This is a genomic window from Bradyrhizobium sp. BTAi1 (assembly GCF_000015165.1).
In the GTDB taxonomy this organism is placed as follows: domain Bacteria; phylum Pseudomonadota; class Alphaproteobacteria; order Rhizobiales; family Xanthobacteraceae; genus Bradyrhizobium; species Bradyrhizobium denitrificans.
In genome coordinates this window covers 1,163,129-1,180,469 of record NC_009485.1, presented here as the reverse complement: position 1 = coordinate 1,180,469, position 17,341 = coordinate 1,163,129, and the positions used below count along the sequence as shown (strand labels likewise).

19 protein-coding genes and 1 tRNA gene are annotated in these 17,341 nt (G+C 66.2%); 9 read left to right on the top strand and 11 right to left on the bottom strand.

The window, feature by feature from the left end; all coding sequences use genetic code 11:
- Positions 1-28 precede the first annotated feature (28 nt).
- From BBTA_RS05230 to BBTA_RS05205, 6 genes are all read left to right on the top strand, one after another.
- Positions 29-271 (top strand): hypothetical protein, encoded by a 243-nt coding sequence (locus BBTA_RS05230; RefSeq protein WP_244424356.1) that lies wholly within the window; start codon positions 29-31, stop codon positions 269-271.
- Between the two features lie 158 nt (positions 272-429).
- Positions 430-1,401, top strand: a complete 972-nt coding sequence (locus BBTA_RS05225; RefSeq protein ID WP_012041404.1) for a S1C family serine protease — start codon at positions 430-432, stop codon at positions 1,399-1,401.
- A 289-nt stretch (positions 1,402-1,690) separates the two neighbouring features.
- Positions 1,691-2,758 carry a phospholipase gene (locus BBTA_RS05220; RefSeq protein WP_012041403.1) on the top strand — a complete coding sequence of 356 codons (1,068 nt, stop codon included), beginning with the start codon at positions 1,691-1,693 and terminating at the stop codon, positions 2,756-2,758.
- A gap of 153 nt (positions 2,759-2,911) precedes the next feature.
- Positions 2,912-4,267, top strand: coding sequence for a hypothetical protein (locus BBTA_RS05215; protein WP_012041402.1), 1,356 nt, complete (start codon positions 2,912-2,914; stop codon positions 4,265-4,267).
- A 4-nt stretch (positions 4,268-4,271) separates the two neighbouring features.
- Entirely contained in the window at positions 4,272-5,078 is an 807-nt protein-coding gene (locus BBTA_RS05210) for a hypothetical protein (protein ID WP_012041401.1), read from the top strand.
- 90 nt (positions 5,079-5,168) lie between these two features.
- Positions 5,169-5,375 carry a hypothetical protein gene (locus BBTA_RS05205; protein ID WP_012041400.1) on the top strand — a complete coding sequence of 69 codons (207 nt, stop codon included), beginning with the start codon at positions 5,169-5,171 and terminating at the stop codon, positions 5,373-5,375.
- Between the two features lie 106 nt (positions 5,376-5,481).
- On the opposite strand, the gene BBTA_RS05200 is transcribed toward BBTA_RS05205, so the two are convergent.
- From BBTA_RS05200 to BBTA_RS05180, 5 genes are all read right to left on the bottom strand, one after another.
- Positions 5,482-6,117, bottom strand: coding sequence for a DsbA family protein (locus BBTA_RS05200; protein WP_012041399.1), 636 nt, complete (start codon positions 6,115-6,117; stop codon positions 5,482-5,484).
- 32 nt (positions 6,118-6,149) lie between these two features.
- Positions 6,150-6,935: a sulfite exporter TauE/SafE family protein gene (locus BBTA_RS05195; protein ID WP_012041398.1), complete on the bottom strand. Its 786-nt coding sequence runs from the start codon at positions 6,933-6,935 to the stop codon at positions 6,150-6,152.
- A 45-nt stretch (positions 6,936-6,980) separates the two neighbouring features.
- Positions 6,981-7,703: an LrgB family protein gene (locus BBTA_RS05190; RefSeq protein WP_012041397.1), complete on the bottom strand. Its 723-nt coding sequence runs from the start codon at positions 7,701-7,703 to the stop codon at positions 6,981-6,983.
- Positions 7,700-8,098 (bottom strand): CidA/LrgA family protein, encoded by a 399-nt coding sequence (locus BBTA_RS05185; protein ID WP_012041396.1) that lies wholly within the window; start codon positions 8,096-8,098, stop codon positions 7,700-7,702. The genes BBTA_RS05190 and BBTA_RS05185 overlap by 4 nt, the downstream gene beginning before the upstream one ends.
- 114 nt (positions 8,099-8,212) lie before the next feature.
- Complete coding sequence (locus tag BBTA_RS05180; RefSeq protein ID WP_012041395.1) at positions 8,213-8,704, bottom strand: hypothetical protein; 492 nt, start codon at positions 8,702-8,704, stop codon at positions 8,213-8,215.
- 190 nt (positions 8,705-8,894) lie between these two features.
- Here BBTA_RS05180 and BBTA_RS05175 point away from each other — a divergent pair, with 190 nt between their 5' ends.
- Complete coding sequence (locus tag BBTA_RS05175; RefSeq protein WP_012041394.1) at positions 8,895-9,185, top strand: hypothetical protein; 291 nt, start codon at positions 8,895-8,897, stop codon at positions 9,183-9,185.
- Between the two features lie 92 nt (positions 9,186-9,277).
- Positions 9,278-10,363 (top strand): AbrB family transcriptional regulator, encoded by a 1,086-nt coding sequence (locus BBTA_RS05170; protein WP_012041393.1) that lies wholly within the window; start codon positions 9,278-9,280, stop codon positions 10,361-10,363.
- Between the two features lie 92 nt (positions 10,364-10,455).
- On the opposite strand, the gene BBTA_RS05165 is transcribed toward BBTA_RS05170, so the two are convergent.
- Complete coding sequence (locus tag BBTA_RS05165) at positions 10,456-10,995, bottom strand: disulfide bond formation protein B (protein ID WP_049795313.1); 540 nt, start codon at positions 10,993-10,995, stop codon at positions 10,456-10,458.
- Between the two features lie 176 nt (positions 10,996-11,171).
- On the opposite strand from BBTA_RS05165, the gene BBTA_RS05160 reads away from it, so the two are divergent.
- Positions 11,172-11,256: transfer RNA gene (locus BBTA_RS05160), tRNA-Leu, on the top strand.
- A 357-nt stretch (positions 11,257-11,613) separates the two neighbouring features.
- On the opposite strand, the gene BBTA_RS05155 is transcribed toward BBTA_RS05160, so the two are convergent.
- The 5 genes from BBTA_RS05155 to BBTA_RS05135 form a co-directional block, all read right to left on the bottom strand.
- Positions 11,614-11,958: a hypothetical protein gene (locus BBTA_RS05155; RefSeq protein ID WP_049795312.1), complete on the bottom strand. Its 345-nt coding sequence runs from the start codon at positions 11,956-11,958 to the stop codon at positions 11,614-11,616.
- A 161-nt stretch (positions 11,959-12,119) separates the two neighbouring features.
- A complete protein-coding gene (locus BBTA_RS05150) occupies positions 12,120-13,451 on the bottom strand; it encodes a lysine N(6)-hydroxylase/L-ornithine N(5)-oxygenase family protein (protein ID WP_012041390.1) in 1,332 nt (443 codons plus the stop codon).
- Positions 13,452-13,464: 13 nt separating this feature from the next.
- Entirely contained in the window at positions 13,465-14,565 is a 1,101-nt protein-coding gene (locus BBTA_RS05145) for a GNAT family N-acetyltransferase (protein WP_012041389.1), read from the bottom strand.
- A 74-nt stretch (positions 14,566-14,639) separates the two neighbouring features.
- Positions 14,640-16,361, bottom strand: a complete 1,722-nt coding sequence (locus BBTA_RS05140) for a cyclic peptide export ABC transporter (RefSeq protein ID WP_041750349.1) — start codon at positions 16,359-16,361, stop codon at positions 14,640-14,642.
- Positions 16,361-17,341 (bottom strand): alpha/beta hydrolase, encoded by a 981-nt coding sequence (locus BBTA_RS05135; protein WP_041751250.1) that lies wholly within the window; start codon positions 17,339-17,341, stop codon positions 16,361-16,363. Before BBTA_RS05135 ends, BBTA_RS05140 begins: the two co-directional genes overlap by 1 nt.

The window sequence follows — 17,341 nt, the reverse complement described above, 5'->3', positions numbered from 1 at the left end:
CCCCCTGCCCTGGCGGGGGCTGCTGGCCGTGGCTTTTGCCTGGTTCGCCGGCATGGCCGCCATGGCGCTTGTGATCAAGCCGGACAGCGTCGTGGTGTTCGGGCCCGCGGACCGCATGATCGCCACGATCGTCGCCGCCGATGGAGCCTTGCTCGACGCCGGACGCTTCCATGTCGCGGCGAGAATGGGGAATGCACCGGTCGGCAACCTCTATGCGGCCGGAGCATGGTTCGTCTGGCCGATTCCAGCGAAGGGCTGTGGCCGCTTGTGACCGGCGCGGACCGTCGTTTCTCCCGGACGACCGACGGATCCGCGGAACTGGCGCCGACGTTGAAAGATGTTAAGCTCGCTTCAATGCTGCGGCCATGACGCGACACGAAGCAAGAGCTTGGTCGGCGCCTCCAGGCGGCGACAGAGCAGGAGAAAGAGATGCCTTCTTTGACCGAATGGAAAGTGCCGTTCGCCTTCCAGCCTCGCGCCGAAGATTACCAATATGATCTTGATCACGCCTTGTCCTCGATCGTGGGCCTGCACGCGATCATTCCCGCCGACGCGTTCAGCGCGGAGACGCTCGGCACCGAACGCGCCGGCAATGCGGTCGTGATCGACGAAGGCCTGGTGCTCACGATCGGTTATCTCATCACCGAGGCCGAATCCGTCTGGCTGCACCTCAACGATGGCCGGGTGGTCGAAGGCCACGTGCTGGGGTTCGATTTCGCCACCGGCTTCGGTCTGGTGCAGGCGCTCGGGCAGCTTGACCTGCCGGCATTGCCGCTCGGCTCCTCGGAGTCTGCCAAGATTGGCGATCAGGTGGTGCTCGGTGGCGCCGGCGGCCGCACGCGATCCGTCGCCAGCCAGATCATCGCCAAGCAGGAATTCGCCGGCTATTGGGAATATCTGCTGGACGAGGCGATCTTCACCCATCCGGCGCATCCGAATTGGGGCGGCACTGCCCTGCTCTCGGCCAAGGGCGAGCTGATCGGCATCGGGTCGCTGCAGCTCGAACGTGAGCGCGACAACAAATCTGAGCACGTCAACATGATCGTGCCGATCGATCTGCTGAAACCGATTATCGACGATCTCAAGCGGTTCGGCCGCGTCAACAAGCCGGCCCGGCCCTGGCTCGGCCTCTACGCCACCGAGGTCGACGATCGCGTCGTGGTGATCGGCGTCTCGAACAACGGCCCCGCCGCCCGCGCCGAATTGAAGGCCGGCGACGTCATCCTCGGCATCAATGGCGACAAGGTGACGAGCCAGAGCGAATTCTACCGCAAGCTCTGGGCGCTCGGCGACGCCGGCGTGGACGTGCCACTCACGGTGCATCACGAGGGCGTCACCTTCGACGTCACCGTGGCCTCGACCGATCGCGCCAAGCTGCTCAAGGCGCCGCGGCTGCACTGAGCGGCGGATGTCGCTGGGTCTGGCATAGCCGGCCATCGACCTTCGGTCGGAACGCCTCCGCGTCCAAGCGGGGCGAGTTGGGCGCAGTCCCCTGGAGACACCGCGCATCGCCGCCCGCCTCGATCGGCCGCCGACAGCGATCGCTATGAGGCTCCGAGCGGCCTACCGGGACGTGGAACCGCCGCGTTCGGAAAATGATCATTGCCCGCACCTCCGATTTTGCGTTTGCATGCAGGCGCTCGCGGGTAAGCGGGTGATACAGTTCGGCCGCTCGGCCAGGGAGACCCGCATGACAGAAGCCGTGGTGGACGACATCCTCATCGTGTTGCCGCCGCTGCTCCAGACGCTCGAAGCTCTGTCCTATGTTGCGCGTTATCTGAACCCGCCGGATTTCGACCAGGTGATGACCGAGATCGGTGATCCCGATCAGGTCCTGCACACCGCGCGGTCCCACCTCACCGCATGGCCGGCCGATTTTGCCCATATCCGCATCGCCTTCGACACCGCTGCTGAGGCAGCGCTGGCGTCGTTTGCGGGCCTGCGCGCCGTCCAGCGTGGCGAAGGTGATCTGATCGATGTGTACCGCGCGCTGCGCCAGCTGCCGCGCGCGCTCGAGGCGCTGTTTCCGCTGGCGGCGACGTTGCCGCCGCTGAGCGAATTCTTCCTGGAACCGACGTTCGAGCAGGACGACACGTTGCGCCAGCTGCTGGCAGCGTCGTCGGCCGGCAAGGACACCGTCTTTCACGACCACAATGAGATCGGCAACCGGGGCGGCTTCTCGCTCTACGTGCCGGAATACTACACGGCCGATCGTGCCTGGCCGCTGGTCATGGCGTTGCATGGCGGCAGCGGCAATGGACGCGATTTCCTGTGGAGCTGGCTGCGCGCGGCGCGCAGCCTCGGCGCCATCCTGGTGACGCCGACCGCGATGGGTCCGACCTGGGCATTGATGGGGGACGACGCCGACACGCCGAATCTGGTGCGCATCCTCGATCTCGTGCGCAGCCGGGTGGCGATCGATCCCGCGCGGATGCTGCTGACCGGGATGAGCGATGGCGGCACGTTCTGCTATGTCAGCGGCCTGGAGCACAGCTCGCCGTTCACCCACCTCGCTCCCATCGCGGCGACCTTCCATCCGTTGATGGCCCAGATTGCCGACCGCGATCGTCTGCGCGGACTGCCGATCCAGATCGTCCATGGCCAGCTCGACTGGATGTTCCCGGTCGAGGTCGCGCGGCACACGCGGGATGCGCTGGCCAAGTCGGGCGCCGATGTCGTCTATCGCGAGATCGACGATCTCAGCCATTGCTATCCGCGCGAAGTGAACGTCGAGCTGCTGCGCTGGCTGACGAGCTGATTCACGCGCACGCTGCATCCAGCGGGCCATCCGCATGACGGTTCGGTAACCCAGGGGACACAATGTCGTCGGGATTTGGTCGCATGACTTGATCCTTAACCAAACAGCGGGGGCGCTGCTCAGGGCGGTCTTGATGCCGCCGAAGGTCCGCTCATGCCCTCGCTTTCCACGCCCGTGGCGCTGTCGTCCGCCCGGCCCACCGCCGTCCTGCTCGCCAATGGCGTGAACCGTCTCGAGATCACGCTCAAGCTCACCACGGCGATCCTGGCGCTCGCCGCCGGCGTCTACACTTATCTTGGCGTTCGCGAGCTGCTCAATGGCAGCGCAACCACGGTGTTCTTCGCCGCAGTCATCTATTCCGTCGCGGTCTCGGTCGGCATCTACGCCTTCTGGGTGTTCATGATGCAGTTCATGCCGCACGTCACCAGCCTGGTCGGACGGCTGCTGATGGCCGGCTGCATGCTGCTGGGCTCGCTGATGATCGTCGCGATGTCGTCCTGGCTGAATGCCTCGGCGCTGGCCGGCGCCGCCGCAATCCAGCAGCACCTTGCGATCACGGTGCAGAACTACACGCGCGATCTCGACCGGGCCAACAGCCAGGCGATTGCGGCGCAGAGCCTGCTTCCCGACATCCAGCTCGCCTCGTCCCGCTTCGCCAAGCTCGCGGAAGCGGAGCGCGCCGGCTCACTCACCGGCACCTCGGGTTCGGGCACGGTCGTGCAGTTGCTCAGCCAGATGTCGACACAGCTCGACGGGCTCGGACAACAGGTGCAGGAATCCGGCAAGCGCGTCTCCGGGCTTTATGAGCAGGGTAGCAAGAGCCTCGCCAAGATGCGCGAGCTGATCTCCGACCGCGGCCCGATCGCCACGCGCAGCGACGCCTTCGCCACGGAGTCGCTGAACCTGATGGGCGTGATCGCCAATCTGCAGCAGACCTCGGTCGCGCCCGCGGTGAAGCGCGCTGCGACCTCGCTGTCGTCGGGCTTCATCGCTCCAGCCGCCGGCGGACGCAGCGGCGATCTCGCCGAGCGGCAGACCGCCGTGGTCGGCAAGGTCGAAGGCGCGATTGCGACCCAGGCGGCATCGCTTGCGGATGCCGCGGACAAGATCCTGGCGCTGCCGCGCATCGAGCCGACCCGGTTCCAGAGCTTGTCGCCGGCCGAAGCGGTGCTGCGCTATGCCGGCGACTTCATTCCGAGCTGGGCCGGTGCAATCTCCATCGACCTCATGCCAGCGGTGCTGGTCCTGATCCTCTGCGTCGTGCATGCCGCGATCCGCCGTGAAGGTCTGCCGGTCGCGAGCGCGTCCAGCCTGACCGCAAGCGACCTTGTCACGGCCCTGCAGATCGCACGCGAGGTCGAGGACGCACGGCGAGCGGCCGAGGCACGGCCCGTCTCGACCTCCGGCGAACCGGCTGCGGCGATGGCGGTCGAACCGCCCGCACCAGCTACGGCGGCTGCCGGCGATGAGAACGTCACGTCGCTATCGTCGGCCCGGATCGGGAAGTAATCCCGTGGGGTCCGCTCTGCATCGGCACCTCCATGCATGGCTCGCCGGCAATCCCGACGAAAGCATCCTGCGCTGGATCTTTCGCGCTGTCCTCGTCGTCAGCATTGCCGTGCTTGCGGCCGATCTCGTCGAGATCAATCACACCGGGCTCGGCTCCGACGCAGCATCGCCTCAGCTCGACATCCAGCCCGAACAGCCGGAGACGCCCTCGGTGCTGGCGCCGCTGTTGAAGCGGCTGATGGCGCTGCCGACCGGCGATCCCGCGCTGGAGCAGCCGCTCAGCCTCGAGCTGCGCGGCGGCGGACGGCTCTATGCGACGGGCACGATCACGCCCGGCAGCGCACGCGCCTTCACGGAGGAGGTCGAACGGCACGGCGAATATATCAGGACCGTCGTGCTGAACTCGCCGGGCGGCTCGGTCGCGGATGCGCTTGCGATGGGCCGGCTCATCCGCACACGCAAATTCGCGACGGAGATCGAGGCCGGCAAATATTGCGCCTCATCCTGTCCGCTCGTTTTCGCCGGCGGCATCGAGCGACGCGCCGGCGAGCGCGCCGTGATCGGCGTGCACCAGATTGCCGCCGTCCGAACCGCCAGCGCGGCGCGATCCGGCGACGACATGAGCCGGGCGCAGAACATCTCGGCACGCTGCCAGCGCCACCTGGCCGATATGGGCATCGATCTGAAGGTCTGGGTGCATGCGATGGAAACGCCGCATGACCAGCTGTTCACGTTCAAGCCCGACGAGCTCAAATCGCTCAATCTGGTCACATCCGCGCCAGAATCGCGTCCCGAAAAACCACGCACTTAGTCGGTGCAATCGCGCCTGAACCTTCCGCCGTGATGGCGGAACCAAGCTAGGGCGGCGGCGTTGTCGGCCGTCACACTGGAGAACATGATCATGCGGACATTCGTGGGAATGATCCTGGGTGCGCTACTGCTCGGATTCGGAGTCTACATCCATGATTCGATGCAGACCTCGGAGGTCGCCAACGGGCCGACCGCGCAGAGCCGCCGGACCATCGTGAACTGGGACGTCGCCGCGGACAGCTGGAATTCGCTGAAGACCCGCGCGCATGACGATTGGGTGCGCATCTCGTCCAAGTAACAGGCGCTAACTGACGCCGGCAAAGTCACGCACGCAGCGCTGTCATTTCCAGGGCGCCTCGACCTCCGGGTCAAGGCGCCCTTTGCTTGTCAAATCGCAACGCCGCCTATTTGGCGGCCGCGGCTTTGCGCGCATCGGCGATCACCTGCTCGAACTGCGCCATTGTCAGCACGCCCGGCACCCTGAACTTGCCCACGATGAAGGACGGCGTGCCGCGAAAGCGCAGCCCGCGCGCTTGCTTGTCGTTCCGCGCCAGCATGGCGTCGATGGCCTTGGCGTTGGCAGCGAGATCGCGCTTGGCGCGATCGACATCGATGCCTGCCTCGGAAAGAAGCTCGTCGATCCGCGGCTCCGTCAGCTTGGAACTGGTGCCGATCAGGGCCTCATGCGCCCTGGCGTATTTGTCCTGATATTTGCAGGCCAGCGCCATCCGCGCCGCGACGACCGACACCGGCCCGAGGATCGGCCACTCCTTCAGGACCCAGCGTACCTTGCCGTCGTCATGCACGACCTGGTGCAGTTCGGGATCGAGCTTGCGGCAATACGGACAATTGTAGTCGAACCATTCGACGATCGCGATGTCGCCTGCCGCGTTGCCGAGCACCGGCGCATCGGGGTCGCGCAGCACCGAGGCTTCGTCCGGCTCGTCGGCCTCCTGCGCGCGGCTTGCACGCGGCCACAGGGACAGCGCAACGCCAGCGCCTAAGGCACCGAGAACGCCGCGCCGATTGGTGTCGAACATGGTCAAATCCGATGGGCCGCGTGTCATCAAGATCAGCTCCAGATATGCAATAGGCTGCGCGTGAGCATATAAAGCGCCACCGCCGCGATCACGATCGAAAACACCACGTTCAATGCGCCACGCCGCTCGGCAAGATGGCGCGCCAGACGGGTGCCGGCAAGGCCGCCGGCGATCCCACCCGCGATAAAGAGGCCGGCCAGATCCCAGGCGACGAGCCCCGACCAGGCGTAGCTCGCCGCGGTGGTCAGTCCGAAAGTGGTGACGGCCACCAGCGACGAGCTCACCGCATTCATGATCGGCATGCCCGTCGCGGCCATCAAGGCCGGCACGATCAGGAAGCCGCCGCCGATGCCGAAGAAGCCGGACAGCGTCCCGGTGGCGAGCCCGAAGCCGAGAATGGCCGGAAAATTGGCCATGCTCATCTTCACGTCGGGAATGCCGACGCGGGCGCGCGTCTTCAGCATCAGCATGGCGATCACCATCATCACCAGCGCGAACAAAGCCAGGAGCTTCTGGCCGTCGACCATCTTGCCGAGCAGCGAGCCGCCGAACGCGCCGACGATCCCAGCCACAGCAAACAACGCCGCGATCGGCCAGATCACGGTGCCGCCGCGGGCATGATTGACGAGGTTGACCGCGGCATTGGTGGCGACTGCGATCGCGCTGGAGCCGATCGCGATATGCGGCTCCGGCACGCCGACCACATAGACCATCAACGGCACCGCCAGCACCGAGCCGCCGCCGCCGACGAGACCGAGCGAGAACCCGACCATCGCGCCGCACAACAGGCCCAGCACACCTTGAGTCGCAGAGATCATGGCCGCAGCAGGTTCACTTCCGAGCCGCCAAGGCAAGCCCGAAATTCACCGGACCAACAGCGTGATCGCGATTGGAACGAGAAACGACGTCACCAGCGCGTTCAGGCTCATGGCGATACCGGAGAAGGTGCCGGCAAGCGCATCGACCTGGAACGCGCGCGCCGTTCCGATGCCGTGCGCTGCGAGACCCGCTGCAAATCCCCGGGCGCGGAAATCGGTGATGCCGGTGCTATTCATCAGCGGCGTGACGATCACCGCCCCGATAATGCCGGTGAGCACGACGGCCACGGCCGTCAGCGACGGATCTGCGTGCAGCGACTCGCTGATCCCCATGGCGACGCCGGCCGTGACGGATTTCGGCGCCAGCGACAGCACGACATCTTGCGGCAGACCGAAGGCTTCGGCCAGCAGGATCACCGACACGATCGCGGTGATCGAACCGACAATGAGCGCAGCCAGCATCGGCACGATGGCCTGCAGCACGATCCCGCGGTTCTGGTAGAGCGGCACGGCAAGCGCCACGGTGGCCGGCCCGAGCAGGAAATGCACGAATTGCGCACCGGCGAAATAGGTCGTGTAGGGCGTGCCGGTCAGAAGCAGGAAGGCGGCGACGATCCACATCGCGTGCAACACCGGATTCGCGAGCGGATGCCTGCGCGTGCGCAGCGATACCGCATCCGTCACGGCGTAGATCACCAGCGTGACGGTGAGCCACAGCAGCGGCGACTGCGCAAGATAGACCCAGAGCGAGAACGGGTTCGCGCTCATGACCGGTCCCGCTTCGGCGCCAGCAGCCGGCTCGTCGCGACGAAGGCTGCGACCGTCACCAGCAGAGTGATCACCACCGAGAGCAGCAGAACGACCGCGATGGCGAGGCCATGGGCTGCGATGAGATCGAGCTTCTGCACGACCCCCACCCCGGCCGGCACGAACAGCAGCGACAGATTGGCGAGCAGAACGCGGCTGACGCCCTCGATCCGTCCCGCGTCGCTATCGGTGGCGAGCGGGCCGATCGCCAGAAACCGGACTCTGTCTCGCAGCAACAGAAGCACCAGCAGCAGGACCAGGCCGAGCACGGGTCCGGGCAGCGGCAGGGCCAGACTGCGGACGATGACTTCACCGATCAGTTGGCACAGCAGGATGAGGCCGAGGCTTGCGATCATCGCGGATGTTGTTGGTCAGGCCAGCGCGAATTGCAAGCGGCGACCTTCTCCAGAAATCGGCGGCGGCCGGCGCATGATGCATCCGGCCGCCGGCAAGCTCAAATCGGGCTCTGCTCAGGCCGCGCCCTTCAGCTTCTTCGAGCACTCGCTGTAATAGCCGCCGCCCTTCTCGATCCACTTCATGCCGCCATTGGCGTTGGTGGCCTTGTTGGCATTGTACTGGTCGACGCAGGTGTGCATGCGCGCCTTGCCTGGGGTCTCCTTGGCGTATTTCGGATCCACCGCATTCGGAAACACGGCCGGGCCGCTCGGCGCGGCGGCCGGTGCGGCCTCCTTGGCCGCGGCTTTGCTCTCCTTGGCCGGCTTGGCCTCGGCGGCGGGGGCCGCCGGAGCCGCGGGCGCGGCCGGCGCCGCGGCCGTGGAATCGCTGCCGCATTGGGCTTTGCGGAAGTCGTTCCACTTCTGACCGTTGAGCGTGCCGGCGTCCTTGGCCTGCTTATACTTGGCGCTGCATTCCTGCATGGTCAGCGCCTTCGCCGGCGCGGCGGCAAAGGCAGCCAGGCTGAGAGCGGTGACCGCAACCAAAGATTTTGCGTAGAAACTCATCCTCGATCTCCCTATGGAGCATGATGAATGGGGCCACGATCCTAGCCAGACAGCTGCGGGCGACAAAGCAGCCCCGGCCGTGCCGCAACGAAAATATAATTTGCGTCACACGCCGATCCGGCTCATTCCATTCACTGAGGGTTCAGTATCGGCGGACTCCAGCCCGCGCGTTTCGTTCGAGGAATTCAGTATGACATTCACTGCCCGCGCGGCTGCTGCAACCGCCGCGATCGCCGTCCTGTTGGCGGCGGGGCCCGCGTCGTCCCAACCCGGCCTGGCTCTGCCGGGACGGCCTGATGCGGCCACCGACAAATTCGCCACCATGGACAAGCCGGCGCGTCGGGCGATCTCGGTGGCGTGCTCCAAGGAGGCCGACGACCAGGGGCTCAAGGGCCGGGCACGGGGCAAATTCCGGTCCGCCTGCAAGCGCGACAAGGCCGCGGCAGCAGCAGCGGCGACGCCGGCCGACAAACCGAAATGACCGCGAGGGGCCGCATCGCCGGCGCCGGGAATGCATGGCGCCTCCGCGACCGCGGGAATTGTTCCCAAACCGCGCTTTTGGCATAAGGCGGCGTGCGCCAGATCATCTCTTCCCTGACCTTCGACCTGCCGAGTCGCGCCAAGACCCTGAGCGCGCTCGAGACGCTCGCTCTCGGCACCGCCGGCGGGTTGATCTTTCTCGTGGCACATCTGCCGGGAGGGTTGATCTCCGGCGCGATGATCGCGACCGGGATCGCGGCGATCGCCGGACGGCCGCTGTCGATGCCGCCGATCCTGACCCAGACGATCCTGCTGCTGCTCGGCATCTCGATCGGCGCCGTCGTCTCGCGCGAGCTGATCAATCACGTCAGTGCCTATCCGCTGACGATAGGGCTGCTCGCGCTCGCAACCTTCTGCGCCACGTTCGGCTCCAGCCTGTATCTGCAGCGCGTCCATGGCTGGGACCGGACCTCGGCGCTGCTCGCCGGCAGCCCCGGGGCGCTGTCGCAGATCACGATCCTGGCCGTCGAGCGCGGCGCCGACCTGCCCGCGATCGCCGTGGTGCAGACCCTGCGGGTGATCATCCTGACCGCGGCCTTGCCGCTGGTGCTGGCGCTGGCCGGCGTCGCGCCAGCGGCCCCGGTCTCGCTCGGCCAGCCGGTCGCCTCGTCGCTCGGCCTGCTGGCGCTGCTGGTGGCATCGCTGGTCGCCGCCATGCTGATGCAGCTGATCAAGTTTCCGGCCAGCTGGCTGTTCGGCGCCATGGTCGCCAGCGGCATCCTGCACGGCACCGACCTCGTCGAGGGCGGCCTGCCGGAATGGATGCGCGGCATCGCCCTGATCGGCATCGGCGCGCTGATCGGCAGCCGCTTCGCGCGCATGCGTGTCAAGACGCTGCTCAGCCATGTCAAAGCGGCGCTCGGCTCGTTCGCGATCGCGGTTGCGATCTCAGCGGCTTTCGTCACCGTCATCGTGCTGGTGACCCATGTGCGCTTCTCAGACACCATCGTCGCGTTCGCGCCAGGCGCGATGGACGCGATGATGGCCCTGGCGCTGACCCTGCACATCGATCCGATCTTTGTCGGCGCGCATCACCTGTCGCGCTTTGTGTTCGTCACGATCGCCACCCCCGGCATCATCCATCTGTTCGGGCGGCCGCAAGAGGACGTCGATGACTAGCTCATGACGCGATGACGTCGAGCCGCATCAAGATCCTATCCCTTTGTTGAATATCGCGTTTTTCGGAAAGCCCGTTTTACGTTCAGATCAGGCTATGCGGCGGCCGGCTTGCGCCAGATCCCCCAGCCGGCGATCGCCGCGATCAGCAGCGAGATCAGCACGCTGTAGCCGGCCAGCGACAGGCCAAGGAAACGCCACTGCACCTCGTCGCAGCGCACGACGCGAACGCTGTCCAGCCGCTCCAGCAGGCTGCCGGCACTGCCGAGATTGCCGATCGGGCCGGTGCATTCCGTCGGCCCCGGCCAGAACCCCCATTCGACCCCGGAGTGGTACACGCCAAGCCCGGCATTGCCGAGCGCCGCCAGTGCAATTAGGACGAGCCCGGCCAGCACCAGCCCGCGCGATGCGCCGCGGCCGGCGAGACCTGCGACGAGCACCGCCAGGGGCACGATGGCATAATAGGCCCAGCGCTGCTTCAGGCAGAGCTCGCAGGGTTGCAGGCCCCAGACCAGTTGCATGTACCAGGCGCCGGCCAAGGTCGCCGCCGCGATGCCCGCCGCGAGCAGCGCGGCCGTCACCGCCGGGCTCATGGCGCCCGCCGCCGCGCGGTCCATCACAGAGGTATTGGTCATCGGTCGTCCCCCATGGGCTGTACCCGGCCTCGCGCCGTGCCGTCCCCGGCTCCTACTCCCGGGCGCGAAACCTGTCGAGATGAGAGCCCATCACGTCCGTGCGGGTTGACCCCGTCCCGCCGCCCGCTATAGTCCGCCCCGCTTCGCTGGGGGCCTGAATACGGGCTCAGGCGAATGCCCCTGTGGCGGAACTGGTAGACGCGCTCGACTCAAAATCGAGTTCCGCAAGGAGTGCTGGTTCGATTCCGGCCAGGGGCACCATTTTGGATTTGGCATTTGCCCGCCGACGCTGCACGGACACGACATCGAGGCCGCCTTTGTCGGCGTCTCGGCAGCGGTTATGGACGTCGTTCGCGCGCGTCCGGCAGGCGCTACAGTGCCGCGCGCATCCTGGTTGCGTCCCCTTCGCTATCCCGCCGCGCTGGCAGGCGACCTTCGACCAGAGCTGTTGTAAATCCCGGTCAGCCGCGCTCCCTGCGCCCTGCCTATGGCCGTCCCGTTGCGGCAGTCCTGGGCAAGGCGAACCGGCGCTTCGCGGCTTGCGTGCGCCATGGCTGAAGCCAGAACCCGGCCGTCATCCCACTCGCCGAGGGCCCTCGGCAGACCCGAACCGGATCGTCAGCCTCGCTCCTGAGGAGCGACCTTCGGATCCAGCGGGCGCCGCCGGGCCACCGGCCGTGACCGCCGAATGCGCCGCTTGCGAAACTCCAATCCGCACATGACGATGTCGATGCTCTCGGCCGGCCGCCGAAGGCGGCGGCCGTGAAAGCCGAGCCATTTCTCGACCTGCCGCAGCAGGACGCGATTGCCCCCGAAACGCCGCAGCAGCTCATCGCGCGTATGCAATGTCGCGATATCGACGATGTAATCGCGCTGCTCGGTCAGCGTCCGGCCGACCAGCCGCGCATGCTCACTCGATACCAACATATTCACGACCCGCTCAGGCAAATGCGGCTCAGCCATTTGACAGTCCTGCCCTCCGCCGTGCCTGCTTGCCGCTCAGGATGCCAGCCGGCAACATGCGCACTCACAGCGATCACCGATGCTCATCGGCCGTGACGCTCGATTTCCCTCACGGCCATCGCCTGGGCTCCGCGCCGGCCCGGAACCAGGTCACCACCTGCCTAGGAGTAGACACGCTCGGCCAAATGCGGCTCCTGTTCTGCGCCGCGTTGCGTCCCCGTGCTCGACAACAGTGCCGCCGTGATTTCGTGGGCGCGCATCGGCAGCACCGACAACAGCGTGTCGCTCAGACCGTGCGAGATTTCCGAGCAGCCCTGCAGATAGACCTGCGGGCGAAAGCCGGGGCTGGTCTGGAGACGATAGTCGCGCTCCAGCGCGCTGGTCTCGATGTAGCGGCTAATCGGATCGAGAAAGGCCGGGATCGGCGATCGCTCGTAGCCGGTGGCAAGCACGATCGCGTCATAGGTCGCGTGATGACGGATGCCCTCGTCCTTGTTTAGAAGCTCGAGCGCAATTCCGTCGCGGACGGCCTGCGCGCCGACGATCTCGCTACGGGGGTGGAGTGCGAGCCGCCGTGAGCCGCAGACGCGCTGCTGATAGGTCATGCGATAGAGCTGATCGAGCAGGTCCGGGTCGACGACGGCATAGTTCGTATTGCGGAAGCTGCGAATGATCGCGGCGCGCTGGCTCTCGTCGCGCGAATGGAAATGATCGATATAGTCGGGATTGAAGATCTCGTTCACGAACGGGCTGCTGTCGGACGGCTTGAGCGCGTGCCCACGGAACACGAGATCGATCCGTACGTTCGGATTCCGCTCGCTGAGGTCGAGCGTGACCTCGGCCGCGCTCTGGCCGCCGCCGATCACCGCCACGCGCGGCGCCCGGCCGCTCAGCTCGGCGATCGCGGATGAATCGAGGTAGCCGCTGGTATGCACGACCCTTCGGTCACCGGCGACCGACTGAAACACGGCCGGAACGTGCGGCACGCCGCCGACCGCGACCACGAGGTTGCGCGCGATGCGCGATTGCTCGGCCCCGTCCCCGGTCCGCGTGACTACGCGGAGCGCGACGACGGACTGGCCGGCGCTCACCGGCTCGACCGCAACGACCGTCTCGCCATATTCGACCATCGCGTCGAACTGGCCGGCAACCCAGCGCAGATAGTCGTTGAACTCGATCCTGCTGGGATAGAACGTCCTGCAATTGGTGAAGTCGAGCAACCGGCCCGATTTGTGCAAGTAGTTGATGAAGGTGAACGGGCTCGTCGGATCGCGCAGCGACACCAGATCCTTGAGGAAAGAGATCTGCATGTTGCTGCCGGGAAGCAGCATGCCGCCATGCCATTTGAAGCTCGGCTGCCGCTCGACGAACAGCGCGCGGCAATCCAGCCGTCGTTGTCGGGCACAATCCTCGAGCGCGATCGCCAATGACAGGTTGGACGGCCCGAAGCCGACGCCGACGACATCATAGTCCGGGGCGAGTTGATGCGACATGGGTGGTGCTCCGTCAGCGTTGGGTCTCGAGGGACGCGTCCTTCGCTGCCGGCTGCCACAGCCGGTCGGCAAAGAACCGTTCACGTAGCAACATGACCAGGGTTGCTCGCTTGTGCGGGAAGTCGAAGTTCTTGATCCGGGCAAAGCCGGCGCGGTCGAGATTGCGCAGCTGCTGGAGGTGAGCTGCCGCGGGCTCGCCGACAATGCGCATGGTGCGGTGATCGTCGAGGAACATGTAGTGCATCAGCGAGGGCAACCACGCAGTGATGAAGTCGCGGCCGCGAAACTCGTCCTCACCGACGATCACATGCCAGCCGCGATCGTGGTCGTCGGCGTCGTAGAACGGCGCGATGCGGTTCTCCTTGGCCCAGTACAGCTCGAAATAGCCGAAGGGACGCTCGCCGAAGCAGCCGATCAGCGGCAGCATGTGCGGATCCGACAGCAGCTTCGAAAGATACTGGCGATGCTTGTCGAGGTCGCCCGCCTCGTTCCAGAATGCATCCACGCGTGGATCGTTGAGCCAGCGGTGAACCAGTGCCAGATCGCGTTCGATGTCGACCACACGAAAGCTGACGACGTCCGACAGCCACGGAATGAAGCGCGAATAGACCCGGCCGGCCGGCTTCGGTGGCCGCCGCGGATGCCGTTTGCCGCCGGTCATCACGTAGGACAGCGGAAACGCCGGCCGGGCCGCATCCGACAGCCAGGCCTCGCGCCGCTGCATCAGCATCTCCGGCAGAAGCACGGGCGCGCCATCGACGATCACCGCGAGGCCATCGCGCGCCAACGTCGATGCGGCCGCCGGCCGCCCGCGCAGATCGAGGACGAGTCTGTCGAGCGACGGATGCCAGCCAAACAGCGCCTCGGCGGCGGCGGAGAGCCCGCTCACCAAGCGCCGGGGATCTCCCACATCGCCGGACATGGCAACCGTGCCCCGATCTCCGTCGAACCGGAACGACAGCAACAACTCGCCGCCGGCGATCACGCGAACACTTTCATCATCGCGGACGACCGACATCGCGACATCCGTTCCGGCCCGGAAGGCCCCACTCCCTGCATCGAAGCTCGCGCTCATACGCCCCTCACCGCTTTTGACCTGCACGTGCTTCGCCACCAGCCGCTCCCGTTCAAGATGTAAATTTGTCGTCGCGCCGAAGACAAGCAGGCATGGCCCGCTCTCGATCTAGATTAGTTACAAAGCGGCTCGCTCACGCCCTCGACGGCTGGCGTGACGCCACCCCGTCCTGCAATCGCGACGTTGACGAACGCCGCGGCCTCGTCGACCCGTCCATCGCGGAGCCGAACGATGCGGTCCGCGCAGTGGAAGTAGCGGTCGTCATGCGAGATCACGATGATCGTCTTGCCGAGCCGCTTCAGGTCGGCAAGCAGCTCGGTATAGAAGACGTGACGGAACGCCGGATCCTGGTCTGCGGCCCATTCGTCGAACACCAGCACCGGGCGGCCCTCGATCCAGGCATTGATCAGCGCGAGGCGCTTGCGCTGGCCGGTCGAGAGATCCGTCGTCGAGAACGCGCCGTTCTCGACCGAGACCTTGTGGGCGAGCTCCAGCCGATCGAGATAGCGCTGCGCGATTTCCGGCGCCTGGCTGCCGGGTTGCAGCAGCGTATCGAACAGATAGTAGTCGGAGAACACAGTGGTGAAGAGCTGACGATAGTCGTCCCGCGTATCGCTGACGACGGGCACGCCGTCACGCAGCACCATTCCCTCATGGGGGACATAGAGCCCCAGCAGCAGCTTGATCAGCGTCGTCTTGCCGCTGCCGTTCTCGCCGACGATGAAGATGATCTCGCCGCAGGTGATGCGCAGATCGATCGGACCGAGCACGAACGGATTGTCTCCGGCAGCCGCCTGGAATGCGTAGGAGACGCCGCGCAGCTCGATCGAGCCGACCCGTTCGCCGGCGGACTGCGCCGGCTCGTCGAGCAGATCCTGCTCGGCGGTTGCGAAACGCTCGGACAATTCGGCAATACGCCGCATCGCGACCTGCGCGCGCCCGAGCGACGGCAGCATGCCGATGAGCTGATCGATCGGTCCGCGCATGAACAGCAGCACGAGGACGAATCCACTGGATACGGACGGCGGACTGTCCGGCCACAGCAGCGGCCGCAGCACGAGCGCAGCCCCGATCACCAGGAACAGCATCACGGTGCCGAGCGCGCGTGTGGTGACCAGCAGATTGATGGCGCTGATCTGCACGTCGCTGATCCGCTCGATGGTGCGCTGGATCAGATCGACATGCACGTGATGCCGGCGTGGGCGGTGCAGACGCAGCTCCTTGGCGCCCTCGGCGATCGTCCGGTAATGCTTCTGCAGATCGTCCTCGTACTGGCGGGCGAGATTGAACCCGGACAGGCCGCGCTGGCGCGCGCGGAAGTGCGCAAACGATCCGAGCGCGATCAACGCTGCCACGATCAGGAACAATGGCCACGACAGCACAGCGAGATAGACAAGGCAGCCGGCGACGATGACGCCGGAGACCAGGAAGGCCGGGAAATAGAAGGCGAAATCGCTGATCGCATCGACGTCCTTGGTCAGGACGGGAATTAGCCGGTGAGCGCGATAGGACTCCAACTGATCGATTGGCGCCATCAGGATCTTGGCGGCCAGCGACTTGCGCAGCGAGGCGATGATGCGCTGGCCGACAACATTGGCGCTGATGTCCGAGCCGACCGATCCGATCACGATCAGGACGCAGAGGCCGGCAAACGATGCGACCAGGCTGCCGACATCGCCGGAGCCGGCATAGAGCCCGCTGTTCACCACCGCGAGCAGGCTGGCGACGCTGGCGCCGCCGATGAGGCCGAGCACGAGGCCGCAGAGAACCAACTTCCAGTACGGCCGCAGCAGGCTGCCGGCATGCACCATCCCCGGATTGGATGAGGTCGTCATCAGCGGCCAACTCCGGTTTGCCGAGCAAAGACTTCGGCGAGCCTGGCGCCGATTTCGGCGCGCGCCTGTAGCGCGTCCGGCACGACGTTGCCCATGCGCAGGAATTCGTGGATCATGCCGGGATAGATCTTCAGATCGACGGCGACGCCGGCCGCGCGCAGCCGCGCGGCATAATCCCTTCCCTCGGCGATCAGGGGATCGAACTCGGGCAGCAGCAGCATCGCAGGCGCGACGCCGGCGAGGTCGGGCGCGGCCAGTGGCGCGAAGCGCCAATCGTGCCGGTCTGCCTCCTGACGCAGATAGTGATTGAAGAACCAGTCCACGGTCTCGCGCTCGAGCAGAAAGCCCGACCCAAACGCCGCATAGGATTCCGAGCTCTGCTGCGGGCTGAGGCCGGGATAGGCCAGCACCTGGAACAAAGGTTGCGGCAAGGCGCGATCGTCGCGCGCCGCGATGGCCAGCGCCGCCGCCAGCGTGCCGCCGGCGCTGTCGCCGCCGACGGCGACGCGCCGCGGGTCCAGGCCGGCGGCAGGCCCCTCGCGTCCAAGCCAGGCGAGCGCATCGACGCAATCCTCGAACGCGGTCGGAAACCGATGCTCGGGCGCGAGCCGATAGTCGATCGACAACACGGCCACGCCGCTGTCGATCGCAAGTCCGCGGCACAGCGGCTGGTGCGAATCGAGGCTGCCGACGACGAAGCCGCCGCCATGCATGTAGAGCAGCACCGGCAGCGGCTCGGCGCAATCGGGCGTGCGGTCCGCATAGAGCCGGGCGGCGATCGCCGTTCCGTCGCGCGCCGGAAGCATCAGCTGTCTCTCATGCACGAGTGGCGGCGGATCGACGTCCAGCAACGGCGACGACGCGTCGAAATCGGCGCGCGCCTGCGCCGGTGTGAGCTGCGGAAACGGAATGCGCGCGCCGGATTCTGTTCCGAGCTGGATCATGTCGAGCAGCGCTGCAATGTCGGGATGAAGGCTCAT